Source organism: Amphritea sp., assembly GCF_050300915.1.
Classification (GTDB): Bacteria; Pseudomonadota; Gammaproteobacteria; order Pseudomonadales; family Balneatricaceae; genus Amphritea.
The window spans coordinates 15831-41705 of sequence record NZ_JBNKYN010000033.1; the positions used below are offsets into that span (position 1 = coordinate 15831).

Here is a 25875-nt window from a genome sequence, read left to right on the forward strand (position 1 = left end):
GAGCGTAGCGAGGTCCAGTGCAATGCGTTTTTTGCATTGCACGATTGTGCTTGGCCTTGTTAGCTGCATATCACCTGCTTTATACATTTAACTCTAGGGTCACTAAGAATTGGCCCTTTGAGGATTAATATATGAGCATTTACATGCTCTCGAAATGAGGCATATTCACCCACAACCTCGTGCGGGATTAGTAATGCCTCAATGACATTAAAGTCTTCGTCGTAAATTACCGCAGCCAATTCGTCGAAGTCTTTTTCACTGTACTTTCTGATTGCACTAAGCTGCCGCGAATTATTGGTGGGAGTGACTCTACGACCTTTAATTTGAATGCGTACTCCATTCGAGTCCATGCCGTCGTAACCTGCTTTTGAGTTCGCCTCAAGCTCAAGATTTAGAGCGTTAGCAACCAGCCACTCAGTGTAATCTCCAAGGGGATTATTCTGAGTTCTCACGACCCCACGATTTTTAAGCTCTTTGGTAATTGAAGCTTGCAGCCTCAACAACTCTTTTACTTCCATTTCTGTGAGATTCACGCGATTCCTCTTGGGCAGCTAACGCCTTGCTAATGGGCCGCGTTGTTGCGAAGCAACGCTTCTAGCGGTCCAGCCGCAGGCGTTCATTGAGCAACTTGTTAAGAGACTATGGCACTGCTTGCGGTATTTATAGCTAACGATATTAATGTGCCTACAGCCTCTGACCCTTTATTTTTAGAAAACTCTACCAGCCTTTCGCCTAAGGACTCACTTCCTTGGAGCGAATCAGGGACTTTACGCAAAGATTGAAGGCCCTTCTGAGTAAGAACAACTTCATAAGATTTACCGTCCATCGACGAAAAATCTGCGGTGATACGAATATATCCCTCTGCCACCAGCCAGTCTACGGTATGCCAGAAGTACTCTATAAAATTAAAAGAGCCTTCTTCGTCATCTTGATCTATGACGTCATCTAAGAATGAATCGGCATTAAGTCTAACTGGCTCCGGAAACTCCAGAAAAAGCCTGCTGAAAATCAAAGCAACTAATGTATCGAATTTTTGCACGAACTCTCCTAAGGGCTCTTAACGATTAGCTTGAGGGTCCGAGCGGCAGCGAGGTCCCTGCGCCGAAGGCGCAAAACTCAAAGCGCTTGTTATGTGTGCTAACCATTATTATCCTCTGGTAGCGTTAATCCCATCACGTCTTGATTACTCTCGGTTACAAGCGCATGCCTTATAAATGCCTTAATTCTGCTTGCTTGATACCTAAAAACTTCATGGTTGTGTTTTTTACTATGTGCATGAGCGAATATGTAAGCAATTGCATCCGCGAGTTGCAAAAAGCTGTTTCTACTTGCCTCCTCATAAATTGGCTTAAGACGCACGTAGCTACCAGGAATAAATGGATTGGAAGTGGGAATGAGTAGTTCAGATAAGAAGTGCGCCTGCCTTCGCGGACTTGATTTTGAAATCCTAGCTTTTGTTTTATCTTTAGATATATAAACTTGAAAATCATTTACCGAAAAGACCTGTTGTCCGTTCTCTACATATGGAACGAAACAAGCTGAAGCCATTTGATGGAGGATTGCCTTTCTATCCTCAATGATCTGAATCTGATCTGTTGGAGAGTTTTCTGGTAAAAGTTTTCCCGATTCAGGAATAAGCGCATAGCTGAATCTAACTATACATTTGTTGCGATTAACAAGATTAACGATCTTTCGGAAAAAAATATTCTGTCGAGAACGACAGAACCCCTCAATACCATGTTTTGCACGATACTGCCCACTAAGAAGGTTTCTTACATGAATTGGAATCTCTGCTGGGATTCCGAATTCATTTTTTAGTAACAGAATCCCCTTCTCCAGGCTTGGCAAATTCTTACGCTTGCAAATAACAAATGCGTACACTAGCACATCGTCATACTCAGAATCGTCCCCAAAAGCCAAGTAGGGTGAATTGGGATCGTTGCCGGATTCTGTAATCATAGATTCACATAACATTTTAATACTACGCCGGTACATATGCATGCGGGGCTGAATTCATTAAAGGCAAGGTAACTATCAGATAATAAATAGGAAAAAACCGACATCGCGTTCTCCTTTAAGACAAAAACGAGAATGCGCAGTTGCATTCCGGACCCGGCGTAGTATTCCGCCAGCGTTTCAACTACCCCTTTGTTCTCAGACGTTTTACTAACTCATCAGGCAGCAAAACGAGCCTTGATATAACGATAATCTGAGCATAACCGCAAGCAAAATAAAATAGACTGTAAAATTGTCGCGATTCAATATAAAAGAATAACCGAAGCCCCTAACCGCTCTGAATCTTTGCTTTTTCTAGCAAGGAAACGAAGTTTCCGTCTAGCAACTAGTAGTCGCGTAGCGACGTTCTAACCACTAGCCAACGGCGTAGCGGCGATCTAGCCACTGTATCAAGAATACTCATGCAAAAACTGCCGCACCTCGGCCACCTGTTTCAGAGTGCGCATCTGTTGCAACATCTGCATCGCTTCGGGGTATTCACGGGACATCATTTTCAGCCACTGCTTGATCCGGCCGTGGACATACTTAGGTGCCAGCTGCTGTTCCACCATTTCGAGAAACTGTTGCAGCAGAATCAGCATCTCAGCCCAGCTCAGGTGGTCCGGATCATCGCCCCGTTGCAGTGCTTTAATCCGTAAACCCAGATCAGGTGCTGCCACTAAGCCACGCCCAATCATCACATCATCACAGCCGCTCACCTCGCGGCAGCGCTGATAGTCCTGCCAGTTCCACACTTCACCGTTAGCCGTCACCGGTATCGAGACATGTTCTCTGATACGGGCGATCCACTCCCAGTGGGCTGGAGGCCGGTAACCTTCCTCTTTGGTTCGGGCATGCACCGTGAGACCATTGGCACCGGCATCGGCAATCGCTGCGGCGTTGTCCAGTGCCTGGGACTTATCGTGATAACCTAAACGCATCTTCGCGGTAACCGGAATATGCTCAGGCACCGCCTGGCGCACCCACCAGACGATCTTATGCACCAGTTCAGGCTCGTTCAGCAGAATTGCACCGCCTTTACTTTTATTAACGGTTTTTGCCGGGCAACCAAAGTTGAGGTCGATGCCGCGGGCACCAATACTCACCGCTTTACGGGCATTACCGGCTAAGATCTGCGGATCACTGCCAAGCAGCTGCAGGATCACCGGGGTACCCGAGCTGGTATAGCTGTCATTAAACAATTCCGGGCAAATTTTACGGAAGACTTTGGCAGGCAGAACCCGTTCAGAGACACGGACAAACTCCGAGACACACTGATCGATCCCGCCAATACGGGTGAGGATTTCCCGCATGGGGGCATCAACCACCCCTTCCATTGGTGCCAGAACTATCTTCAAATCAACCCTTTAAACCAATAAGTAACATTTAGTAAACGTTTCAACTATATGAAATAAATAATAAAATGCCCGCTCCGATCTTCACCGGGCGGGCATCTTCGCAAGACCCGGCTTAGATTGCAGCCAGCCCCCGTTGCAGATCGAGTTTAATATCCTCCAGCGATTCAAGCCCCACTGACAGGCGGATAAGATTATCTTTGATACCCGCTTTAGCTTTGGCCTCTGCGCTCATCCGCCCATGAGTGGTAGTGCCCGGGTGGGTAATGGTGCTTTTCACATCGCCCAGATTACCGGTAATGGAGATCATCTGCGTTGCATCGATGAAGCGCCACGCAGCCGCTTTATCACCACTGACTTCAAATGCCAGCACGCCGCCAAATGCCCGCTGCTGTTTTTTAGCAAGTGCATGTTGAGGATGCTCTTCCAGACCTGAGTAGTATACTTTGTCGATACCCGGTTGCTGTTGCAGCCAGAGGGCCATCGCCAGTGCACTGGCACTGTGAGCCATCATCCGCAGTTCGAGTGTTTCCAGGCCCTTCATAAAGACCCAGGCATTAAACGGGCTGAGACAGGCACCACCGGTACGGATAAAACCGTAAACCTCTTCCATCTCTTTGTCGCGACCGACAACCACGCCACCCACACAGCGCCCCTGACCATCCAGATATTTGGTTGCTGAGTGCACCACGATGTCCGCGCCCTGCTTCAGCGGCTGTTGCAGTGCCGGAGTGCAGAAACAGTTATCGACCACCACCAGCGCATCATGTTCATGCGCCAGCTTAGAGACCGCTTCGATATCACCCAGTTCTGCCAGTGGGTTGGAGGGGGTTTCGAGAAAAAACATCCGCGTTGCAGGGGTAACCGCCTCAGCCCAGGCGTTGATATCGGTAGGGTCAACGTAGGTGACGCTGATACCGGTACGGCTGAGATACTTATCAAACAGAGAGACGATAGAGCCAAACACACTGCGGGAACAGACCACATGGTCACCCTGCTGCAGCAGAGACAGGCAGGTACTCAGGATTGCAGCCATCCCTGACGACGCCGCAACAGCACGTTCAGCGCCTTCCAGAGCAGCCATTCGGCGCTCAAACGCATTGACCGTAGGATTGGTAAACCGGGAATAGATATTCCCCTCTTCCTCGCCACCAAAGCGGGCAGCCGCTTCCCGGGCACTGGAATAGACAAAACTGGAGGTGGGGTAGATCGCATCATTATGCTCTCCCTCATCACTCCGGTGCTGCCCCGCACGAATCGCCAGAGTGCTGAACTCATAGTCAGCATCTTCAAACTGGATCCGCTCAGGACGTTCAAACCTGGACTTAGACATCAGCCATCGTTCCCATTAATTCAATCATACAGTCCGGCTTATCCGCTATATGGTTGCGTGCAGATCAGCATTCTGGTTAGTTGAAGATCGCTTATCACCGCTTTTGGCAACATCGTTACGTTCAGCATCGATGCGACTGAGATACGCCTCATCGATATCTCCGGTAATATACTTTCCATCGAACACTGACGCATCAAACCCTTTTACCGAACTGTTACCTGCCAGCAGGCAGTCTTTCAGGTCATCCAGATCCTGGTACAACATCCAGTCTGCGCCGATCTCTTTACCCACTTCGTCATCGGTACGCCCATGGGCAATCAGTTCGTTAGCCGATGGCATATCGATGCCATAGACGTTAGGAAAGCGCACGGCGGGGGCGGCAGAGGCAAAGTAAACCTTCTTCGCGCCCATCTCACGTGCCATCTGCACGATCTGCTGCGAAGTCGTACCGCGCACGATAGAGTCATCCACCAGCATCACTACCCGGTCTTTAAATTCAAGCTCGATCGGGTTGAGTTTACGCCGAACCGATTTAGTCCGCTGTGTCTGGCCCGGCATAATAAAGGTCCGGCCGATGTAGCGGTTTTTGATAAAGCCTTCGCGGAACTTAACGTTCAGATGGTGAGCCATCTCCAGGGCAGCGGTACGGCTGGTATCCGGAATCGGAATAATAACGTCGATATCATGGTCCGGACGCTCACGCTTCACCTTTTCAGCCAGCTTAACCCCCATCCGCATGCGGGACTTATAGACGTTAACTTCATCAATGATTGAGTCAGGACGGGACAGATACACATATTCAAACAGACAAGGGTGCAACTCCGGATTCTCAGCACACTGCATGGTGTGAACATCGCCATCCTGAGTGATGAAGATCGCTTCACCCGGGGCTACATCGCGGATCAGCGTAAAGCCGGAGATATCCAGAGCAACAGACTCCGATGCCACCATATATTCTGTGCCTGCGTCAGTATCACGCATACCATACACCAGCGGGCGGATACCATGTGGGTCACGAAAGGCAACAATGCCATATCCGGTGATAACCGAAACCACCGCATAACCACCCCGAACCCGCTTATGCACGGACTTAATCGCGGAAAAGATATCATCCGCAGTGGGAATGAGCTTACCAATCTTCTGCAGCTCATGGGCCATAATATTCAGCAACACCTCAGAGTCAGAGGTGGTGTTAATATGGCGCAGGTTTTCTTTGCGCATCTGCTCGCGCAGCTCGGCAGTGTTGGTCAGGTTGCCATTGTGTGCCAGCGCGATACCGTATGGTGCGTTAACATAGAACGGCTGCGCTTCAGCGGAACTGGAGCTACCTGCGGTAGGGTAACGTACATGACCGATCCCCACATTGCCCATTAAACGTTTCATATGACGGGTACGGAAGACTTCGTTTACCAGACCGTTATCTTTACGCATAAAGAACCGATCTGCTTCACATGTCACCATACCAGCGGCATCCTGGCCACGGTGCTGTAGCACTGTCAATGCATCAAAAATCGTCTGATTCACATTAGATTTGGCTACGATGCCAACTATACCGCACATTAAGGCTACCTCAGGTATTTAGTTAGTTACAGCAAGTATAAATGAAAAATTGGTTTAGCTATTCCGCCCACTGAGATTCCAGATCATCTGGCCAATATCAGCCGCAGTATCCCGTGTCCAGGATTCCATTAGCAAGAAGTGGGGAATCAGTTGTGACTCAGCCCACCAGCTATCTTCAGTTACCGGTGAACGCACCAGTAACGCAGTAATAACAATAACGATCAGACCGCCCCGGACAACACCAAAACCAATCCCGAGAATCCGGTCTGTACTACTCAGCCCCGTTGCCTGAACCAGCATATTGATAAGATTATTGATCACCGCGCCCACCATCAATGTCGCGATAAACAGCAGTATAAACGCAGCACCGAGACGCAGTGAAGGCGTCTGTAGAAGGCCTTCCAGTAAAGTACTTAATGAGGGAGCAAACAGCCGGGCGACAATAAACGCGGCCACCCAGGTAACCAGCGACAGTGCTTCTTTCATAAAACCGCCGCGCAGGCTGTATAATCCGGAAATTGTGATGATGCCGATAATAGCCCAATCGGCCCAGTTTAGTTGCATACTAGAAATCTACTTCAGGATCTGAATCAAGGGCAGAATTCTACCAGAGCTGTTAGCTTAACCCAACGTTTATCGTGTCGTGAAACGGACTATAATACCGTCCAGACCAAACTCTTTCTGAATACTGACCTGTAATGCAGTCAACCGGGTTTTCTGAATATCCGGACCGACAAAGACTTTCACCAGATCACCCGTTTTCCGGATATACACCTTATAGCCCGCTTTGATCAGCTTAGAGCGCAACCCTTTAGCGTTATCTTCATCCTTAAAACTCGCCAGTTGCAGACTCCATGCGACCGGCACCCCTTCCTGATCCAGCGCTGGCGGGTCATCCCGTTCTTCGATAACCGGCTGCTGCCTGGCCACTTCATCCGCCAGCTGTTGCGGCATCACCGCAACCGTCACCGGTTCAGCAGGGGCCGCAGGGGTTGTTGTGTCAGGCAGCGGCTTATTTTCCGGCGTGATCGTCACCAGCTGCGGTTCAACTGGCGGCGGAGGAATCGCACTCTCTAACTGGCGCTCCCGATACCCGGCACCATCAAAAAAGATCGGCAACAGAATTGCCGCTGCCACAATCAGAATTGCCGCTCCGGCAAGACGCTGCTTAAAGCCGTCATTCACTGTTATTTACCATCCATATTCAGTGCGATTAATGCATCACTCACGGTAAAAAAGGAGCCGGCGATGATCACCCGATCAAACCGCCCCACCTCTCGCTTCACCATGTTCAGCGCATCCGCAACAGTATCACAAGCTGTCTGCAGAGTAACGGCCACTCCCAGATTCGTCAGTTTTTCCGCCAACACCTGTGCCGACTGGCCACGGGCACCTTTCAGACTCACCAGATACCACTGATCGATTACCGGATGCAGCAGACTCAGCACCTGATCTATATCTTTATCAGCGAGCATCCCCAACACCATCAGGGTGCGCCCCGCAACGGGTTTATCACGCAGCTGACCGGCCAGATACTCCGCCGCTTCGGGGTTATGGGCAACATCGAGGATATAATCCGTCCCGGCAACATTAATCTGCTGCATTCTGCCGGTCAGCGAAGCCTTCGCCAGACTCGCTTTAAGCTGATGAGGCGCGGGCATCATGCCCAGCAGACTCAGCACCTGTATAACCGTGGCGGCATTCGCTTTTGGCAGTGTCAGTTCAGGCAAACCTGAGATAGTCAGCAGGCTACCCTCCGCTTGTTCGCCCTGCCAAAGCCAGTTATCGTCATCCACTTGCTGCCAGTTAAAATCCCTGCCCCGCTGATACAGCCGGGCACCGATCTCATCGGCATAACCGGTTAACCTCTCCGGCGGATTCGGGTCACCACATACTGCGGGGCGCCCAGCACGATAGATACCCGCTTTTTCATAACCTATCTGCTCCCGGTTATCACCCAGCCAGTCAATATGATCGACCGATACTGTGGTGACCACAGAGATATCCGCATCGATAATGTTGATCGCATCAAGACGACCACCCAAGCCTACTTCCAGCAACATCACCTCGGGCTGCTGTACAGAAAACACATGCAACGCCGCCAATGTATTGTATTCAAAGTAAGTCAGGCGAACATCACCCCGGGCCTGCTCGATCGCCTCAAAGGCACGAACAATAAGCGCATCACTGACCGGCTGGCCTGCAAGCTTAATCCGCTCGTTATAGCGCAGAAAATGGGGCGAGGTAAAACAACCAACCGTTATTCCCTGGTCACGCAACACCTGATCCAGCATCGCAATGGTTGACCCCTTACCGTTAGTGCCACCAATGATAACGGTCTTACTGCCGCTCAGGTCTAACGACATCCGCTGGTAAACGATGCGCAACCGGTCAAGGCCCAGCTCGATCAGGTCAACCGGGTGATTATTTTCAATCCATTCCAGCCACTGCTGCAGGGTAGTAAAGTGTGCTTCAGGCATATCGATTTCAGTTTATTTCAGACAATAAAAAGGCCGCTCAATAAACCACAGCGGCCTTATCACAGAGTATTGATCAGAGCATGACAGCGTCTGATTCAACCACCGTATCAGTGACGCTGGGCAACCCCTGCATCATGCGCAGCACTGCAGAGAGACGATCGCGCAACTGCCCCCGGGAGATGATCATATCGATCTGACCATGCTCCAGCAGAAACTCACTACGCTGAAACCCTTCCGGAAGTTTTTCACGAACAGTCTGTTCGATAACCCGGGGGCCAGCAAAGCCAACCAGAGCACCGGGTTCACCCACATTCAGATCACCCAGCATCGCCAGCGACGCAGAAACACCTCCATAAACCGGATCAGTCAGTACCGAGATATAAGGCACGCCCGCTTGCTTCAGTCGCTCCAGTGCAGCGCTGGTTTTAGCCATCTGCATCAGGGAGAACAGCGCTTCCTGCATCCGCGCACCACCACTGGCAGAGAAACAGATCATCGGAATCCCCTCTTCCAGTGCGATGTTAGCTGCGCGTACAAAACGCTCACCAACAACCGCCCCCATAGAACCGCCCATAAATTTAAACTCATAGGCGACGGCAACAACAGGCAGGCCTTTAACATCGCCACGCATAGCGACCAGCGCATCTTTCTCGCCAGTCTCTTTCTGCGCAGCGACCAGACGGTCCTTATACTTCTTGGTATCGCGGAACTTCAGATGATCAACCGGCTCAACTTCGGCACCGATTTCACGGGTTGTACCTTCATCCAGAAAAGCATTCAGACGCACCCGCGCAGTCAACCGCATGTGATGATCACATTTAGGACAAACATTCAGGTTTTTTTCCAGCTCCGGGCGATACAACACAGACTCACACTTTGGACACTTCTTCCAAAGCCCTTCCGGAATATTGTTGCGCTTCTTCTCAGAGCGAACCAGAGAAGGAACAATTTTATCCAGCCAGTTACTCATTAATTACTCCAGCTTCTGCCTGTGGCAGCCTTTATTTATCCATGGCCTGACGCATGCTTGCAGTAATCGCTGCAACCGCCCCAGGAATCTGTTCCTGATTGCCGGCAAGCTCGGCAATCTTATTAACCAGCACACTGCCGACGATAACGCCATCAGCCACTTCAGAAATCGCCCTGGCAGAGGCATCATCACGGATACCAAAGCCCACACCGACAGGCATATCGGTATATTGGCGAATCATCTGCAGCTTTTCCGCAACTTCTGCGACATTCAGCGAGGCCGACCCGGTGACGCCTTTAACCGATACGTAGTAGACATAACCACTACCAGCCGCACAGATCTGCTTAACCCGCTCCACCTCAGTGGTTGGTGCAAGCAGGTAGATCACATCGATATCAGCAGCTTTCATCAGCCGGTTAAATTCGCTGGCTTCTTCCGGTGGCAGATCAACGGTGAGAATACCGTCCAGTCCTGCCGCTTTAGCTTTATCAGCAAAGACCGAATACCCCATCACTTCGATAGGGTTCAGATAGCCCATCAGCACGACAGGCGTAGTCTGGTTGGTTTTGCGAAACTCAGCCACCATATCCAACACATCAACCAGACGTGTACCGTGCAGCAAAGCGCGTTCACAGGCCAGTTGAATAACCGGGCCATCGGCCATGGGGTCAGAGAACGGAATTCCCAGCTCAATGATATCTGCACCAGACTCAACCAGCGCATGCATTAGCGGCAGGGTTACTTTTGGCTCAGGGTCACCCGCAGTCACATAGGGGATCAATGCTTTGCGACCCTGGCTTTTCAGATTTTTAAAACACTCTGTAATACGACTCATCTTAATCTTCACTCAGTCAGGGCTTAAAAGTTAATACCGTCAATTTCTGCAACAGTATGGATATCCTTGTCGCCCCGTCCTGACAGGCAAACCACAATGATCTGATCCTTGTCCATCGTTGGCGCCATCTTCATCGCCTCAGCTACAGCATGGCTGGACTCCAGTGCAGGCATAATGCCTTCAGTCAGTGTCAGATGACGGAACGCATGCAATGCTTCATCATCGTTAATGGCCGTATATTCCGCCCTGCCAATATCTTGCAGGTAAGAATGTTCAGGCCCTACACCCGGATAGTCCAGACCCGCTGAAACAGAGTGAGTACCAATCACCTGACCACCCTCATCGGACATCAGGCAGGTACGATTACCATGCAAGACACCCGGGCGGCAATGCGAACTCAAGGGAGCTGCATGCTGACCAGTTTCAAGCCCATAACCACCCGCTTCCACGCCGATCATACGCACACCGGCATCTTCGATGAATGGATGGAATAAACCGATAGCATTAGACCCACCGCCAACACAGGCAACCAGCGCATCCGGAAGCTTACCTGTCTGTGTCAGACACTGCTGCCGGGCCTCGCGACCAATAATGGACTGAAAGTCACGTACCAGTTTAGGATACGGATGTGGACCGGCGGCAGTGCCAATAATGTAAAAGGTATTATCAACATTGGTCACCCAGTCACGCATCGCTTCGTTCATCGCATCCTTCAGCGTACGGGTACCGGAGGTGACCGAGACAACTTCAGCACCCAGCAGCTTCATGCGGTAAACGTTCAGCGCCTGACGACGAATATCCTCTTCGCCCATATACACAGTACATTCAAGACCCAGTCGGGCAGCAACCGTGGCCGTCGCAACACCGTGCTGCCCTGCACCGGTTTCTGCGCTAACCCGGGGCTTACCCGTGAACTTAGCTAACAAAGCCTGACCAATGGTGTTATTCACCTTGTGCGCACCGGTATGGTTCAGGTCTTCACGTTTCAGGTAGATCTGTGCACCGCCCAGCTCACGGGACAAACGTTCCGCGTGGTACAACGGTGATGGCCGGCCTACATAGTGGGCAAGGTCATAGTCGAACTCAGCCTGAAACTGTGGATCCCGCCAAAGCTTTTCGTAGGTCTGCTCAAGCTGCTGGAGAGCAGCCATCAATGTTTCAGACACATAACGGCCCCCAAACTGGCCAAAATGACCACCTGTATCGGGCATCTGCTTTGCGATCGCGAGATCTTCTTTAGTTAGCACGAGCTACCTCATTCATAAATGATATTAGTTTTGAACTATCTTTAAGGCCTTTAGCCGCTTCCACCCCGCCGCTGACATCAACAGCATAGGGCTTCACCTGACATATTGCCTTTGCCACATTGTGCTGATCGAGCCCACCTGCAAGAATAAGTGGTTTATCGATATCAGCCGGGATGCGGTCCCAGTCGAACGCTTCACCTGTGCCCCCCGGCACTCCTGGACGATACGCATCCAGCAGAATCGCCCGGGCAGCGACAAAGCGTTCAGTTTCAGCGACTACATCAATATCCGGAGACATTCGCAGCGCTTTAAAATAAGGGTGATTAAACTGTTCGCAGTAGTCCGGCGACTCATCACCATGAAACTGCAACAGATTGATGCCCGTCTGATCCAGAACCGCCCTGACCTGTTCGGGAGATTCATTGACAAACAACGCCACCGTGGACACAAACGGCGGCAGCTGTTTAATAATAACCTCCGCGACAGCGGGCTCAACATACCGGGGACTGGGCGGATAAAAAACAAACCCCAGCGCATCAGCACCCGCGTCTATCGCCGCCAGTGCATCTTCCAACCGGGTAATTCCACAGATTTTTACGCGGGTTCGCATCACTTGGATCAGACTAATTAGAAAGAACCCAATAGTAACAGATAGCAGGGCCTGAGGTTAACCGTTTTGCATCAGGAAATATGGCCCCAGCTCCGATTTTGGCAACTCATAGCGGTCTGGATATTTAACATCCACAAAATACAGACCGTACGGCGGTGCAGTCACGCCTCCCTGGGTACGGTCCTGGGCATCCAGTACCTCTTTCGCCCAGACTGGCTCCGCCTCACCAGCTCCGATTTTCATCAGCACCCCGGCAAAATTGCGGATCATATGATGCAGAAAAGCATTAGCCCGCACATCGATAACGATCAGCTCTCCGGCCCGATAGATATCCATCGCCCGTACTTCGCGTACCGGGCTTTTTGCCTGACAACCAATCGCCCGGTATGAGGTAAAATCATGTTCGCCAATCAGATAGTTCGCCGCAGCCTGCATCCGCGACATATCCATCGTTTTATGCGTCCAGGTCACCCCCCGGCTCAGCAACCCAGGTTTCACCGGGGCAGAGTAGATCAGGTAGCGATAACGCCGCTCCAGCGCAGAAAAGCGCGCATGAAAACTATCATCAACCCGCTTAGCCCAGCGAATCGCGATATCATCCGGCAGCTTGGTATTGGTACCCATCACCCAGGCCCGCTCAGGGCGCTGCGCAGCCGTATCAAAGTGGATAATCTGGTAGGTACCACTGACACAGGCATCGGTACGCCCTGCGCAGATAACCTTAACCGGTTCATTAGCGATTGCAGAGAGCGCCAGCTCTACAGTCTCCTGTATGGAAGCGACATCTTTCTCTTTTTGGGTCTGCCAGCCGCGGTAGGCAGCACCGGCATACTCCACACAGAGCGCATAGCGCTGAAGCGGACGCACCGGCTCCTGACTCTGTAACTCAAAATACTCAGGCTCTGAGGTTGCACTGGCCGCCTCATAAGAAAGGGCGACCGAAGTCGCCCCTTGCTGATGTTCAATCTGGGTTTTATCCCGTTGCATAATCAATTATTTCTCGGAGATTAATCGAAACCGGCCAGGTGCACACCTGGCCTGCTGTTTCAGCTAATAGAGCTTAACAGGCTATTTGCCTCAGCTCGCTGCGACTCACTACCCTCTTTAACGATCTCTTCGAGGATATCTTTGGCACCATCCAGATCTTCCATATCGATGTAGGCACGTGCCAGGTCAAGCTTGGTCTCAACCTCGTCAGCACCTTCAAGAAGATTCAGACCGTCAAGAGAATCGTCTTCGCTGTCATCAGTCATATCCAGGCTGAGCTCATCACTGCCTGCATCACTCAACAGCATTTCCAATTCAGAATCCAGCTCTGCATCAAGATCATGGCCAAGTGGAGAATCATCTTTCTGTGGCGCGGTAAACTCTTCCTCATCCAGCACAACTTCATCATCAGCACCATCCAACAGCGCCTGAAGATCAGCATCCAGATCATCATCCTGAGTGTCAGCTACTTCCAGCTCTTCAACATCGGCTTCGCCAACACCGGCCAGCAACGCATCGAGCTCGGCATCAGAAGTGTCATCCTCTGCGACCGGAGCAGCCTCATCTTCACCCAACAGCGAATCAAGATCAGCAAACTCTTCATCTTCATCGCTGACAGAATCATCCATCATCAGATCAAGTGACTCATCCTCATCGACGCCAACATCCTCTGCGTCAGCGACCTCAAGATTAAAATCAAGATCCAGATCATCATCCAGCTCTTCAGCCGGTTCTGCGACATCACTGATATCAGCCAGAGGCTCAACATCAAATTCAAGATCGGCATCGTCAACAGCGTCAACGTCTTCTTCAGCGTCACCAGCAGCCAGAAGATCTTCAATGCTATCGGCCTCAGGCTCTTCAATCTCCTCAGACAAAGGCCCCAGATCATCAACTACGGATGGACCTGCCAGATCATCCAGATCAAACGATTCGGCATCTTCTCCCAGAATTGAATCGAGAGCATCATCAACTTCCTCTTCATCCTCCATCGCAACAGCAGCTGCAGGGGGCTGACCGAAGTCCTCATCAAAGCCGAGATCAAACTCCTGCTCATCAATATCATTGGATTCCGCGACATCAACCTTATCGAGATCCATGTCCAGATCCAGGTCCAGATCATCAAGATCCGTCTCTTCAGCAACCGTCTCATCAGCCTCAACAGTTTCAGATGCAGCAACAACTGCAGCAGCTGCCGCAGCGGCGGGGACAACAGTTGCATCGTTATCCTCAACAATCGTCTGCCCCGGTACAATCGTTTCCGCAGAATCCTCTTTTTTACCGCGACGCATAAACAACAGGGCCAACAGGAAGGCTACGATAGCGCCCCCAGCGGCTCCGATATAAAGACCAAACTCTTCCAGCAGGCTTTTCGGCTTGACCTGCGGCTCGACAACAGGAGCAGCCGGAGCCGCAACGGGTTGTTTCTTCGCCGTTTCCAGCTCAGCCTGCAGATCGGCCAGCTGCTGATCTTTCAGCTCCAGCATGCGCTGTAACGTTTCCATCTGCTGCGCCAGGGCATCTACACGCCCGGTCAGCTCTGCATTTTCACGCTGAATCTGATCCACACTTTCCAGCGCTGACGCCAGATCGGTTTCAAGCTGTTTGTTCTTTTCCAGAAGAGCTGAGTCTGCCTGACTCATATCTGCGTCGGCCGCCTGGTCTGATACCACACTGCTGTCCGCCTTGGTATCAGGAGAAACGATCTTCAGTTGCCCCTGGGCCGACCTGGCTGCAACCTCCTCACCCTTTTTTTCAGTGGCTGCCGCTTTATCTGCACTACCCTCATTACCTGAGGTATCCATCTGTTGTGGCTGAGCCGCAGGCGTAATACCCTGCTTCCACATCTGCGTTTGCCGCCAGAACTCTTCATTGGCCTGTTTCTGATTCAGCGCCTGAACCTCTTCCAGCGTAGGAAGATTCATCACAACACCAGCTTTCAACTGGTTGACGTTATTATTACGAAAAGCATTCGGGTTTTTACGCTGTAACGCCAGCATCATCTGGGCTTCAGAAACTGAGTTGCTGGGCTTATGCCGTTTAGCGATATCCCAAAGCGTATCATTCACATCCACATACACCTGACCATCAGTCATACGGGTGCGGATATTATTCACCGGGGCCTGAGACGCCATAGGTTGTGACTCTACAACCGCTGGCGCACTCACAGCAGACGAGCGTGCAGGCTGTACTGCTACAGGAGCGGGTGCCGGATCATAAATAGGCGGATCCAGCAGCACGGTATATTCGCGAACCAGACGTCCGCTGGGCCAGTTAACCTCTACCAGAAAGTTGAGGAACGGCTCTTTCACCGGCGCTGAGGAGGTCAACACAATGGTGCCCCGACCAGCAGAGCCAGGTTTCACCTCAAATTTAACATCAGAGAGGAAACGTAACTTCTCTATACCCGCCAGAGCAAATTCATCAACGTTGGCCATTCTTGGCAGAATCTGTTGCGGATCGACGGACCGCATCTGTAACAGCTGTATCTCAGCTTTTAACGGCTCGTTCAATGCGGATGTAATTCTAATTTCACCGAGGCCAAGCGCATTTGCATTTGAGGTTCCTAGTGCACCTGCAATTGCCAAACTTAGGGCTAATTTGCGCAGCATATTTTCGCTTCCTTAATTTCCCCTGGTCCTGAACACTACAAAAGTCGTCAATATTCAGAAAGTTACGTATCCAGTTTTATTGGGCAAAGTATTCATTAAAACCTATGTTTAATCAACAACCCAGATCGGCCATAAATAGCGAAACTTCAGTATTTAAAACCGCCGTTCTCACATCAGAGATCATTCCTTGTCATCAAAACGTTTTCAATATTAAAAATATCTCCTTTTATTTCATAATGTTAAGACCAACAGATAAAGTAAAACCCAACTAAAACATAAAATCAACAAGCCACCGAATACTCACTACCTAAGTTGGTGACTGCGCTTAACAACATGATTGAAAACCATTTATATCGGTTTCGTTGACCTGAATCACATCAGCAGATATAAAAAAACCGGCCTGTCAGCCGGTTATATCTATACCAATGAGCATCAGCCCTGCAGCAGGATCCGCAGCATCCGACGTAACGGCTCTGCCGCACCCCACAACAGCTGGTCACCCACACTAAAGGCGTTGAGAAACTCATCACCCAGGTTCATCTTCCGCAGCCGCCCCACAGGCACACTCAGAGTACCAGTAACTTTGGCCGGGGTCAGATCGCGGGCGGTGATATCACGCTCATTAGGCACCACACTCACCCAGTCGTTCGCTTCCGCGATCATAGACTCGATCTCATCCAGCGGTACGTTCTGTTTCAGTTTGATAGTGAACGCCTGACTGTGACAGCGCATCGCACCGATACGCACGCAGGTGCCGTCAATCGGTACCGGATTAGCGGTCAGCCCCAGAATCTTGTTAGTTTCAGCATAGGCTTTCCACTCTTCACGACTCTGCCCATTATCCAGACGGGTATCGATCCAGGGGATCAGAGAGCCCGCCAGCGGCACACCAAAATTATCGGTTGGCATGGCATCGGAACGGATAGTCGCGGCAACCTGGCGGTCGATATCCAGGATAGCGCTGGCAGGGTTTGCCAGATCAGCCGCCACAGAATCCTTGATCACACCCATCTGCGAGATCAGCTCACGCATATGACGCGCACCACCACCCGAAGCGGCCTGATAGGTCATGGAGGTCATCCACTCAATCAGACCTGCATTGAACAAGCCACCCAGCCCCATCAGCATCAGAGACACTGTACAGTTACCGCCAACATAGGTTTTTACACCATTTGCCAGGCCATCTTTAATGACATTCATGTTAACCGGGTCAAGCACGATGATGGCATCATCTTCCATACGCAATGAAGATGCCGCATCAATCCAGTAGCCATCCCAGCCTGCTGTTCGCAGAGCACCATAAACCTGTTTCGTGTAGTCGCCGCCCTGACAGGAAATAATAGCATCCATCTGTTTCAGTTCATCAATGGATGTTGCGTCTTTCAAAGCCGGAATATCTTTACCGATATCCGGACCTGGCTGACCTGCCTGGGACGTTGTAAAGAAGACCGGCTCTTCGATATGATCGAAATCACCCTCTTCTATCATGCGCTGCATCAGCACGGAACCAACCATTCCGCGCCAACCTACAAAACCTACACGCTTCATCTGTTCCACCAAATATTCGAACCTGCTAACAGATTCCTGAGAATAAAAACAACAAAGCTGCCACAAAAGTCTGCAGCAGCCTACTATGACTCCGGACGCTCCGGAGCCCTTTAATTATGCAACAATTTAGTCACATAGACTATCTGATTCAGAGCATTTTATGACCAACTAAAGTCATACAGCCCGGTTTACGCCTGTAAAGCAGCGATAACCGCATCGCCCATTTCAGTGGTAGACACCTTCTGCATCCCTTCAGACCAGATATCGCCAGTACGCAGGTTCTGATCCAGCACCTGACTCACGGCCGCTTCAATACGATCAGCCGTTTTACCCGCATTCAGCGAGTATCTCAGCATCATCGCAACCGACAGAATCGTTGCCAGTGGGTTAGCCATATTCTGCCCGGCAATATCCGGTGCCGAACCGTGGCATGGTTCGTACATCCCTTTACCGTCAACATCCAGAGAAGCCGAAGGCAGCATGCCGATGGAACCGGTCAGCATCGCCGCAGCGTCAGAGAGAATATCGCCAAACATATTACCGGTCACCATAACGTCAAACTGCTTTGGCGCACGCACCAGCTGCATCGCCGCATTATCAACGTACATATGACTCAGCTCGACATCCGGATACTCTTTTGACAGCTCTTCCATGATTTCACGCCACAGCACGGTCACTTCCAGTACGTTAGCCTTATCGACAGAGCAGAGACGCTTATCACGGGCACGGGCGGCTTCAAACGCCACACGACCAATACGACGGATCTCATTTTCGTCGTAAACGTACGTGTTATAGCCCTCGCGGACATTGCCCTCTTTCAGACGCACACCACGAGGCTGACCAAAGTAGATACCGCCGGTCAGTTCACGCACAATCAGAATGTCCAGACCGGATACCACTTCAGGTTTCAGGGTTGAAGCGTGAGCCAGTTGCGGATAGAGAATCGCCGGACGCAGATTACCAAACAGACCCAGACTGGAGCGGATACCCAGCAACCCTTTTTCCGGACGGATCTGAAAGTCAGGGTTGGTGTCCCATTTCGGACCACCCACAGCACCCAACAGAATCGCATCAGCAGCACGGGCAGCTTCAAGTGTTGCCTCAGGCAGCGGCACACCATCAGCATCAATAGCAGCGCCACCCACCAGTGCTTCAGTCAGTTGCAGATCCAGACTATCCTGCTGGTTAACCAGTTCCAACACGCGACGCGCCTGCGCAACAATCTCAGGGCCAATACCATCGCCCGGTAAAATCAATACATTTTTAGACATTACTCTGTTTCCTCAATCTGGGCTGCAGAGTCTGCTCTGCAGCCGGAAATTCATCTATTTTCTGGATGACGATTACTTAATCGCATCAAACAGCCAGGGGGCCTGCTGCCGCCGACGATCCTCATAAGCACGGATATCTGCTTCGTTCTGCAGCGTAATACCGATATCATCCAAACCATTCAGCAGGCAGTGCTTGCGGAAGCCATCAATACTGAAGGTCAGCTCCTCACCGGATGGGGTGATGACCAGCTGGCGCTCCAGATCGATACTCAGCTGATAGCCTTCGGTCGCTGCTACCTCTTTGAATAGCTGATCCAGCTGTTCATCACGCAGTACAATCGGCAACAGACCGTTCTTAAAGCAGTTATTGTAGAAGATCTCAGCAAAGCTGGGCGCAATCACGCAGCGGAAGCCATAATCATCCAGCGCCCAGGGCGCGTGCTCCCGACTGGAACCACAGCCAAAATTTTCCCGGGCTAAGAGAATGCTGGCACCCTGATAACGGGGCTGATTAAGAACAAACTCGGTATTCAGCGGACGCCCTTCGCAGGACTGATCCGGCTGACCTTCATCCAGATAACGCAGCTCATCAAACAGGTTTTTCCCAAAGCCGGAACGCTTGATCGACTTCAGAAACTGTTTGGGAATAATCATATCGGTATCGACATTAGCCCGATCCAGCGGTGCAGCGATACCTGTGTGCAGTGTAAACTTATTCATCTCGCTCTCCCGATACCTTATTAAATCAATTCACGTACATCGATAAAGTGACCGGTCACTGCAGCCGCTGCAGCCATTGCCGGGCTTACCAGATGCGTACGACCACCGAAGCCCTGACGGCCCTCGAAGTTACGGTTGGACGTCGATGCACAGTGCTCACCATTACCCAGCTTGTCCGGGTTCATCGCCAGACACATGGAGCAGCCCGGTTCGCGCCACTCAAGGCCCGCTTCGATAAAGATCTTATCCAGCCCCTCCTCTTCTGCCTGAGCTTTCACCAGACCAGAACCCGGCACCACCAGGGCCTGAATAATGTTGTCAGCAACTTTACGGCCCTTAACAACTTTGGCGGCATCGCGTAGATCTTCAATACGGGAGTTAGTACAGGAACCAATAAATACCCGATCCAATTGGATATCAGTGATCTTCTGATCTGCCTGCAGCCCCATATATTTCAGTGCACGGTTAATACCATCCACCTTCACCGGATCTTTCTCGTTGGCAGGGTTAGGCACCTGACCAGACACGCCCACCACCATCTCTGGAGAGGTTCCCCAGGTCACCTGTGGCTCGATATCGGCTGCGTTAATCTCAACCACCGCATCAAACTCGGCGTCGGCGTCAGAAACCAGCCCCCGCCATTCGGCAACCGCAGCATCCCAGTGATCGCCTTTCGGGGCAAACGGGCGGCCTTCGAAATAATCGATGGTGATCTGATCAACCGCCACCAGGCCGACACGTGCACCGGCTTCGATAGCCATATTGCAGACCGTCATCCGTCCTTCCATCGACATCTTGCGGAACACGTCACCACCAAACTCTATCGCATAGCCAGTGCCGCCCGCAGTACCGATAACACCGATCACATGCAGGACAACATCTTTTGGCGTCACCCCAACACCCAGCTCACCATCCACACGCACCAGCATATTCTGCATCTTCTTGGTGATCAGGCACTGAGTTGCCAGCACATGCTCCACCTCAGAAGTACCAATACCGTGTGCCAGCGCACCCAGTGCGCCCAGCGTCGCCGTATGGGAATCACCACAAACCGCAGTAGACCCCGGCAGAATTGCGCCCTGCTCCGGTGCCATAACGTGGACGATCCCCTGACGGTGATCGTTCATCTTGAATTCGAGAATACCGAACTCGTCGCAGTTGGCATCCAGGGTTTTCACCTGAATTTTAGACACCGGATCAACGATCAGATCAACACCGCCGGAACGCTCCGTAGTGGGGACGTTATGGTCCGGCGTGGCGATATTGGCATCGATGCGCCACGGCTTACGACCCGCCAGTCGCAGCCCCTCAAATGCCTGCGGTGAAGTCACCTCATGCAGCACCTGACGATCAATATAGATCAGCGAACTGCCATCCTCATTGGTCCGCACCAGATGCGAATCAAACAGTTTGTCGTATAACGTTTTTCCAGCCATTTGAGGTTACCTCACTACGTCTTTTTACCGGCGATTGTTCAGCCAGCTCTCTTATATGCAGCAATCCTAGTGCACGCAGTCGCAGAAAACAAATTCATATTTTTTATACTTTGCATTCCAATTTGGAATAGATAGACTAACAGCAACAATAATAGGGTAGATTGCATGGATACCAACTCGTTACAGGCCTTTGTCGCGGTTGCCGAAAGTGGCTCTTTTTCCCGGGCAGCGGAACAACTGTTTCTCACCCAGTCGGCGATGAGTAAGCGCATTCTGATACTGGAACAACAACTGAATAGCCGACTGTTTGACCGTATCGGACGCACGGTGGGACTGACCGAGGCGGGTCGGGAACTGCTGCCCAGAGCACAACGCATTCTGCTGGAACTGGAAGACGCCCGCCGTTCCCTGAGCAACCTCAGCGGTGAAGTCAGCGGCACCTTGTCGGTTGCGGCCAGCCATCATATAAGCCTGCACCGCCTGCCCCCGGTTCTGCGCCAGTACATCCACGCGTTTCCAGAGGTGAAACTGGATCTGCGCTTTGATGAATCGGAGATCGCCTATGACAATGTGCTGCGGGGTAATCTGGAGATCGCTCTGATCACCCTCTCTCCTCATCCTGATCCGAGCATTCACTCCCGGGCGATCTGGCGCGATAAACTCAATTACGTGGTGGCAACTGATCACCCGCTGGCATCGCTTGAGCGGGTGACACTGGAACAGCTGTGTGATTATCCGGCCATCCTCTCCGGCAGCGCCACCTTCACCCGGCAGTTGGCTAATCTGCAATTCTCGCAATTAGGACTGCAACCGGATACAACGATGTCAACTAACTACCTGGACACCATCAGAATGATGGTGCAGATCGGACTTGGCTGGTCGCTATTACCCGAAACCATGACCGAGAACAGCCTTAAAGTGCTCAATGTCGATGTTCCTCCGGTGACCCGGGAACTGGGATACATCACTCACAAAGAGCGCACCCTGAGTAATGCAGCCCGTCACTTTATACTCCTTTTGGAGCAAGCCGCAGAAAAGGGTTCATAATCTTCACCCGCTTCATTAATATGTTAAGACAGATAACCATTAGGCACTGATGATGACTGAAACCTCGGGTAGCGGCACTGACAACTGGCTACAGGAACAACTGCAGCGCTGGCAGGAGATGGCTGGACAATTAACGTCTGCACAACCTGAAAAGTGGCAACAGTTTCTCGACAGTTTTCAGGGGGGCCCGACCACCGATTTCAGTGATCAGCAGGCCAACCTGTTGAACCTGGTTAAGTCCCAGGCGGCACAGTTCAGTCAGTTTGCTGATTCACTGCGTGATAAGAACAGCGACAATCTCAGCACCGATCAACTGGTGCAACAAATGCAGCACTATATGCAGCAGCAGTGCAATGAGATGCTCAGTCGCCAGTGGAATCTGCCAGAACCCTTTGCCACGCTGATGAAAGACGCCCTGCTGAATCCCGAGGCCCTCTCACAGACGCCTTTTCGGGAACTACTGGAACAACTGGCAAAATCCCCGGAGATCGGTAATGGCCCCTACAGCCCGGCACAGATTCGTTCACTGGCCCAGGCAGTCATCGATTATCAGGACTCGCTGCATGATTATCTACAGCAGTATGACCAGATTTTTAACCAGACCGGTGTTGGCCTGAAACAACTGCTGGAGCAACGAGAAGACGATATCGACAGTGTTAAAGTCCTGCAAAATCTTTGGGTTGAGTGTTATGAAAAAGCCTACCGCGAAACGGTATTTACCGATCAGTATCAGGCGTGTCATGGCCGCATCAGCAACAGCCTCAACCGGGTGCGTCAACTAGCCTTTAACAACCGGGATAAAAAACTTAAAGAGTTCGGACTGGTTACCCGCGAAGAGCTCGACAGCACCATCCGCACGCAACATCTGATGCGTAAACAACTGCGGCGACAGCAACAGGAGATCAACGAGCTACGAACGCTGATCGCCACGCTGCAGAAGCCACAGAGCACGGCACAACGTCGCAGCCGGAGCAAAGCTGAATGAGCGGTTTCAAATTCAGCCCGGAGAAAATCATTTCAGAACTCTGCCAGTTCAACGAGCACCTGTTACAGAGCGTAAACACGCTGCAGCACCTTGAAGAGGTCTGCGTCGGCCAGACGCCTAAAGAGATCATCTATCGTGAAGATAAACTGCAGCTGTTCCGCTATCAAAGCGAGAAGACGCCCCGCAAGAAACGCTGCAAAACCCCACTGCTGATCTGCTACGCGCTGGTTAACCGCCCCTATATGGTCGACCTTGACCAGGAGCGCTCATTCGTTAAGCGACTATTGGAACTCGGGCTGGATATCTACCTGATCGACTGGGGTTACCCCGATGCCGCTGATCGCTATCTGGATATGGATGACTATATCAACAGTTATATCGCCAACTGTGTCGATCAGGTATTACAGGATTCCGGCCAGAATCAGCTTAATCTGCTGGGAATCTGTCAGGGGGGCACGCTGAGCCTGTGCTATACCGCGCTTAACCCCGACAAAGTCAAAAATCTGGTCACCATGGTGACCCCGGTTGATTTTAAGACACCTGACAATATGCTAAGCCACCTGGCACAACAGATCGATATCGACCTGGCCGTTGAAACCTACGGCAATATTCCCGGCGCAATGCTCAACGATGCCTATAACGCCCTCATGCCGATGCGCCTGGGGCTGCAAAAAAATCTCAACACCCCCCGACAGCTGAAAGACCAGGCCTCGGCGCTGAGCTTTCTGCGGATGGAAAAATGGATCTATGACAGTCCGGATCAGGCGGGCGAAATGTTTCGCCAGTTCCTCACCACCTTTTTCAAAGAGAACGGTTTCATCAACAACTCAGTTGTCATCAGCGACCGGGCTGTCGACCTGAAGCAGATCACCCAGCCCCTGCTCAACGTTTATGGCAGCTCTGATCACCTGGTCCCCCCGTCGGCTTCCCGCGCCCTAACGGGGCTGACAAACAGCCGGAACTACGCAGAGTATGAGGTTGCATCCGGACATATCGGCGTATTCGTTTCCGGCAAATCACAAACGGAGGTCGCCCCGCGCATTGCCGACTGGTTAAAACAACAGGAATAGCAGGAAGATAATCCCGGCTTTTTTTAAAAATTCCCTTTTTTCCTCCGGGTTTCTCATCTAAAATCCGGCCTTTCTTTTGTCGTTAACCAAAAACCGTTTGGTTTTTAGCCGGAGTTTATGACGTTGCCATCTAACGGGAAAATCAAACTGCAGGGTTTCAACAACCTGACCAAAAGCCTGAGCTTCTGCATCTATGATGTCTGCTATGCCAAGACTAAGGAGCAGAAAGCTGAATATATCGAATATATTGATGAGCAGTACAACGCTGACCGTCTGACAGAGATCCTCACAGAAACCTGCGATATCATCGGCGCTACTGTCCTCAACGTTGCCCGCCAGGACTACGACCCTCAGGGTGCCAGCGTCACCATTCTGGTGGCAGAAGAACCGCTCAAAGACTCAGCGAATGTCGACACCACTGAAAAACCGGGCCCGCTGCCCGATTCGGTGGTTGCTCACCTGGATAAGAGCCACATCTGCGTGCACACCTACCCGGAAGCGCACCCCGATGATGGCATCTGTACCTTCCGTGCCGATATCGAAGTATCTACCTGCGGTATTATCTCACCACTGAAGGCACTCAACTACCTGATCCATAAGCTGGACTCCGATATCGTCACCATCGACTACCGGGTGCGCGGCTTTACCCGTGACATCAACGGTGTAAAACATTACATCGACCACGATATCAACTCGATTCAGAACTTTATCAGCCAGGATATTCGTGATGAATACCAACTGATGGATGTTAACGTCTATCAGGAAAACATCTTCCACACCAAGATGATGCTCAATGATGTTGACCTCAACACCTACCTGTTCGGCACTACCACCGCCGACCTGACCGGCCGTGAAATCGAAGAGATTACCGAGCGCCTCTACCAGGAGATGAACGAGATCTTCTACGGGCGGAACATGCCGGATATGAAGGGGAAGTAAACACTTAGAACGGCGCTGCGCGCCTGCTAGTCGCTAGTAGTTAGACGTCGCTTCGCGACTTGCTAGCAAAAGCCACTCGTTCCCACGCTCCCGCGTGGGAATGCATACCTTAGTTCACGTACTCTCCCCCCCCAAAAAAAATTCAACCGTTTCTGCATAATCGTTCTAATCAGTGAGACGGAATCATTGAACGCGCTATCCTTAGCGTTATCGATCTTCCTTAAATATATCTGTCCCCTTTATTTGACGGTCTTTCCCAACCGAAAATCCGCACAATTCGATTGAACCATAGCAAGAAGCCATCTGTAGTATTCATCTAATACCCACTGCTGCGCTGAGGCTGCTACCTTGTAACCCGTACCTTCTGAGATATAAAAACAATCAGCAACCGCTAGGAGTACGTGATGAGTAATAAGAAGATTCTGATGATCACCGGGGATTTCACCGAAGACTATGAAACCATGGTGCCCTTTCAAACCCTGCTGACGGTGGGTCACCGTGTCGATGCGGTTTGCCCGGATAAAGTCAGTGGTGATTCCGTTGCCACCGCCATTCATGATTTTGAGGGCGACCAGACCTATAGCGAAAAGCGGGGCCATAACTTTACCCTCAATGCCACCTTTGCAGAGATCGATCCTGCTGACTATGACGCGCTGATTATTCCCGGGGGGCGTGCGCCGGAATACCTGCGTCTCAACCCCACTGTGTTAACCATGGTGCGTCATTTCTTTGAGACGAATAAAATGTCGGTCTTCAATATCTTGTGCAAACTCAAGGTTTAGTACTTTGAGATGGTAATACCTTGCCTAAGTAAGAATAGAACAGCATTGCATCAAAAGTTAATCACACAGGACTAACATATCAAAGCATAATGA

At 51.2% G+C, this 25875-nt stretch carries 23 protein-coding genes and 1 pseudogene; 5 read left to right on the plus strand and 19 right to left on the minus strand.

Going from position 1 to position 25875, the window contains the following annotated elements; genetic code table 11:
* Nucleotides 1–59 precede the first annotated feature (59 nt).
* The 19 genes from ACQY8X_RS10560 to leuC all read right to left on the minus strand — a co-directional run bounded on the left by ACQY8X_RS10560 (nt 60) and on the right by leuC (nt 20959).
* A complete protein-coding gene (locus tag ACQY8X_RS10560; protein ID WP_428035103.1) occupies nt 60–533 on the minus strand; it encodes a DUF6998 domain-containing protein in 474 nt (157 codons plus the stop codon).
* Nucleotides 534–631: 98 nt separating this feature from the next.
* Nucleotides 632–1039 (minus strand): hypothetical protein, encoded by a 408-nt coding sequence (locus tag ACQY8X_RS10565; protein ID WP_428035104.1) that lies wholly within the window; start codon nt 1037–1039, stop codon nt 632–634.
* Nucleotides 1040–1137: 98 nt separating this feature from the next.
* Nucleotides 1138–1959 carry a DUF3800 domain-containing protein gene (locus ACQY8X_RS10570; RefSeq protein ID WP_428035105.1) on the minus strand — a complete coding sequence of 274 codons (822 nt, stop codon included), beginning with the start codon at nt 1957–1959 and terminating at the stop codon, nt 1138–1140.
* A 446-nt stretch (nt 1960–2405) separates the two neighbouring features.
* Entirely contained in the window at nt 2406–3353 is a 948-nt protein-coding gene (locus tag ACQY8X_RS10575; RefSeq protein ID WP_428035106.1) for a tRNA dihydrouridine synthase, read from the minus strand.
* 112 nt (nt 3354–3465) lie between these two features.
* Nucleotides 3466–4683, minus strand: a complete 1218-nt coding sequence (locus ACQY8X_RS10580) for an O-succinylhomoserine sulfhydrylase (protein WP_428035107.1) — start codon at nt 4681–4683, stop codon at nt 3466–3468.
* A 45-nt stretch (nt 4684–4728) separates the two neighbouring features.
* The gene (gene purF, locus ACQY8X_RS10585; RefSeq protein WP_428035108.1) at nt 4729–6243 is read right to left on the minus strand and encodes an amidophosphoribosyltransferase; all 1515 of its coding nucleotides are present in this window, start codon (nt 6241–6243) and stop codon (nt 4729–4731) included.
* Between the two features lie 54 nt (nt 6244–6297).
* The gene (locus tag ACQY8X_RS10590; protein ID WP_428035109.1) at nt 6298–6807 is read right to left on the minus strand and encodes a CvpA family protein; all 510 of its coding nucleotides are present in this window, start codon (nt 6805–6807) and stop codon (nt 6298–6300) included.
* 69 nt (nt 6808–6876) lie between these two features.
* Nucleotides 6877–7428, minus strand: coding sequence for an SPOR domain-containing protein (locus ACQY8X_RS10595; RefSeq protein ID WP_428035110.1), 552 nt, complete (start codon nt 7426–7428; stop codon nt 6877–6879).
* A gap of 2 nt (nt 7429–7430) precedes the next feature.
* Entirely contained in the window at nt 7431–8723 is a 1293-nt protein-coding gene (gene folC / locus ACQY8X_RS10600; RefSeq protein WP_428035111.1) for a bifunctional tetrahydrofolate synthase/dihydrofolate synthase, read from the minus strand.
* A gap of 73 nt (nt 8724–8796) precedes the next feature.
* On the minus strand, nt 8797–9693 hold the full coding sequence (accD, locus tag ACQY8X_RS10605; protein ID WP_428035112.1) for an acetyl-CoA carboxylase, carboxyltransferase subunit beta: 897 nt from the start codon (nt 9691–9693) through the stop codon (nt 8797–8799).
* Between the two features lie 31 nt (nt 9694–9724).
* Nucleotides 9725–10528, minus strand: coding sequence for a tryptophan synthase subunit alpha (trpA, locus tag ACQY8X_RS10610; RefSeq protein ID WP_428035113.1), 804 nt, complete (start codon nt 10526–10528; stop codon nt 9725–9727).
* Between the two features lie 23 nt (nt 10529–10551).
* Nucleotides 10552–11739: a tryptophan synthase subunit beta gene (gene trpB, locus ACQY8X_RS10615; protein ID WP_428035125.1), complete on the minus strand. Its 1188-nt coding sequence runs from the start codon at nt 11737–11739 to the stop codon at nt 10552–10554.
* 25 nt (nt 11740–11764) lie between these two features.
* Nucleotides 11765–12385 carry a phosphoribosylanthranilate isomerase gene (locus tag ACQY8X_RS10620; RefSeq protein WP_428035114.1) on the minus strand — a complete coding sequence of 207 codons (621 nt, stop codon included), beginning with the start codon at nt 12383–12385 and terminating at the stop codon, nt 11765–11767.
* Nucleotides 12386–12442: 57 nt separating this feature from the next.
* A complete protein-coding gene (gene truA, locus ACQY8X_RS10625; protein ID WP_428035115.1) occupies nt 12443–13372 on the minus strand; it encodes a tRNA pseudouridine(38-40) synthase TruA in 930 nt (309 codons plus the stop codon).
* Nucleotides 13373–13431: 59 nt separating this feature from the next.
* On the minus strand, nt 13432–15846 hold the full coding sequence (locus ACQY8X_RS10630; RefSeq protein WP_428035116.1) for a FimV/HubP family polar landmark protein: 2415 nt from the start codon (nt 15844–15846) through the stop codon (nt 13432–13434).
* Nucleotides 15847–16416: 570 nt separating this feature from the next.
* Nucleotides 16417–17532 (minus strand): aspartate-semialdehyde dehydrogenase, encoded by a 1116-nt coding sequence (gene asd, locus ACQY8X_RS10635; protein ID WP_428035117.1) that lies wholly within the window; start codon nt 17530–17532, stop codon nt 16417–16419.
* Nucleotides 17533–17720: 188 nt separating this feature from the next.
* On the minus strand, nt 17721–18803 hold the full coding sequence (gene leuB, locus ACQY8X_RS10640) for a 3-isopropylmalate dehydrogenase (RefSeq protein ID WP_428035118.1): 1083 nt from the start codon (nt 18801–18803) through the stop codon (nt 17721–17723).
* A gap of 72 nt (nt 18804–18875) precedes the next feature.
* Nucleotides 18876–19523 (minus strand): 3-isopropylmalate dehydratase small subunit, encoded by a 648-nt coding sequence (gene leuD, locus ACQY8X_RS10645; protein WP_428035119.1) that lies wholly within the window; start codon nt 19521–19523, stop codon nt 18876–18878.
* Nucleotides 19524–19543: 20 nt separating this feature from the next.
* The gene (leuC, locus tag ACQY8X_RS10650; protein WP_428035120.1) at nt 19544–20959 is read right to left on the minus strand and encodes a 3-isopropylmalate dehydratase large subunit; all 1416 of its coding nucleotides are present in this window, start codon (nt 20957–20959) and stop codon (nt 19544–19546) included.
* A gap of 165 nt (nt 20960–21124) precedes the next feature.
* Here leuC and ACQY8X_RS10655 point away from each other — a divergent pair, with 165 nt between their 5' ends.
* From ACQY8X_RS10655 to ACQY8X_RS10675, 5 genes and pseudogenes are all read left to right on the plus strand, one after another.
* Nucleotides 21125–22006, plus strand: a complete 882-nt coding sequence (locus ACQY8X_RS10655; protein WP_428035121.1) for a LysR family transcriptional regulator — start codon at nt 21125–21127, stop codon at nt 22004–22006.
* Nucleotides 22007–22055: 49 nt separating this feature from the next.
* Complete coding sequence (locus tag ACQY8X_RS10660; RefSeq protein WP_428035122.1) at nt 22056–22991, plus strand: poly(R)-hydroxyalkanoic acid synthase subunit PhaE; 936 nt, start codon at nt 22056–22058, stop codon at nt 22989–22991.
* Nucleotides 22988–24061: a class III poly(R)-hydroxyalkanoic acid synthase subunit PhaC gene (phaC, locus tag ACQY8X_RS10665; RefSeq protein WP_428035123.1), complete on the plus strand. Its 1074-nt coding sequence runs from the start codon at nt 22988–22990 to the stop codon at nt 24059–24061. Before ACQY8X_RS10660 ends, phaC begins: the two co-directional genes overlap by 4 nt.
* A 117-nt stretch (nt 24062–24178) precedes the next feature.
* On the plus strand, nt 24179–25000 hold the full coding sequence (speD, locus tag ACQY8X_RS10670) for an adenosylmethionine decarboxylase (RefSeq protein WP_428035124.1): 822 nt from the start codon (nt 24179–24181) through the stop codon (nt 24998–25000).
* Nucleotides 25001–25404: 404 nt separating this feature from the next.
* Nucleotides 25405–25743, plus strand: a pseudogene (locus ACQY8X_RS10675) (DJ-1/PfpI family protein); the annotation flags it as partial.
* Nucleotides 25744–25875: the final 132 nt, after the last annotated feature.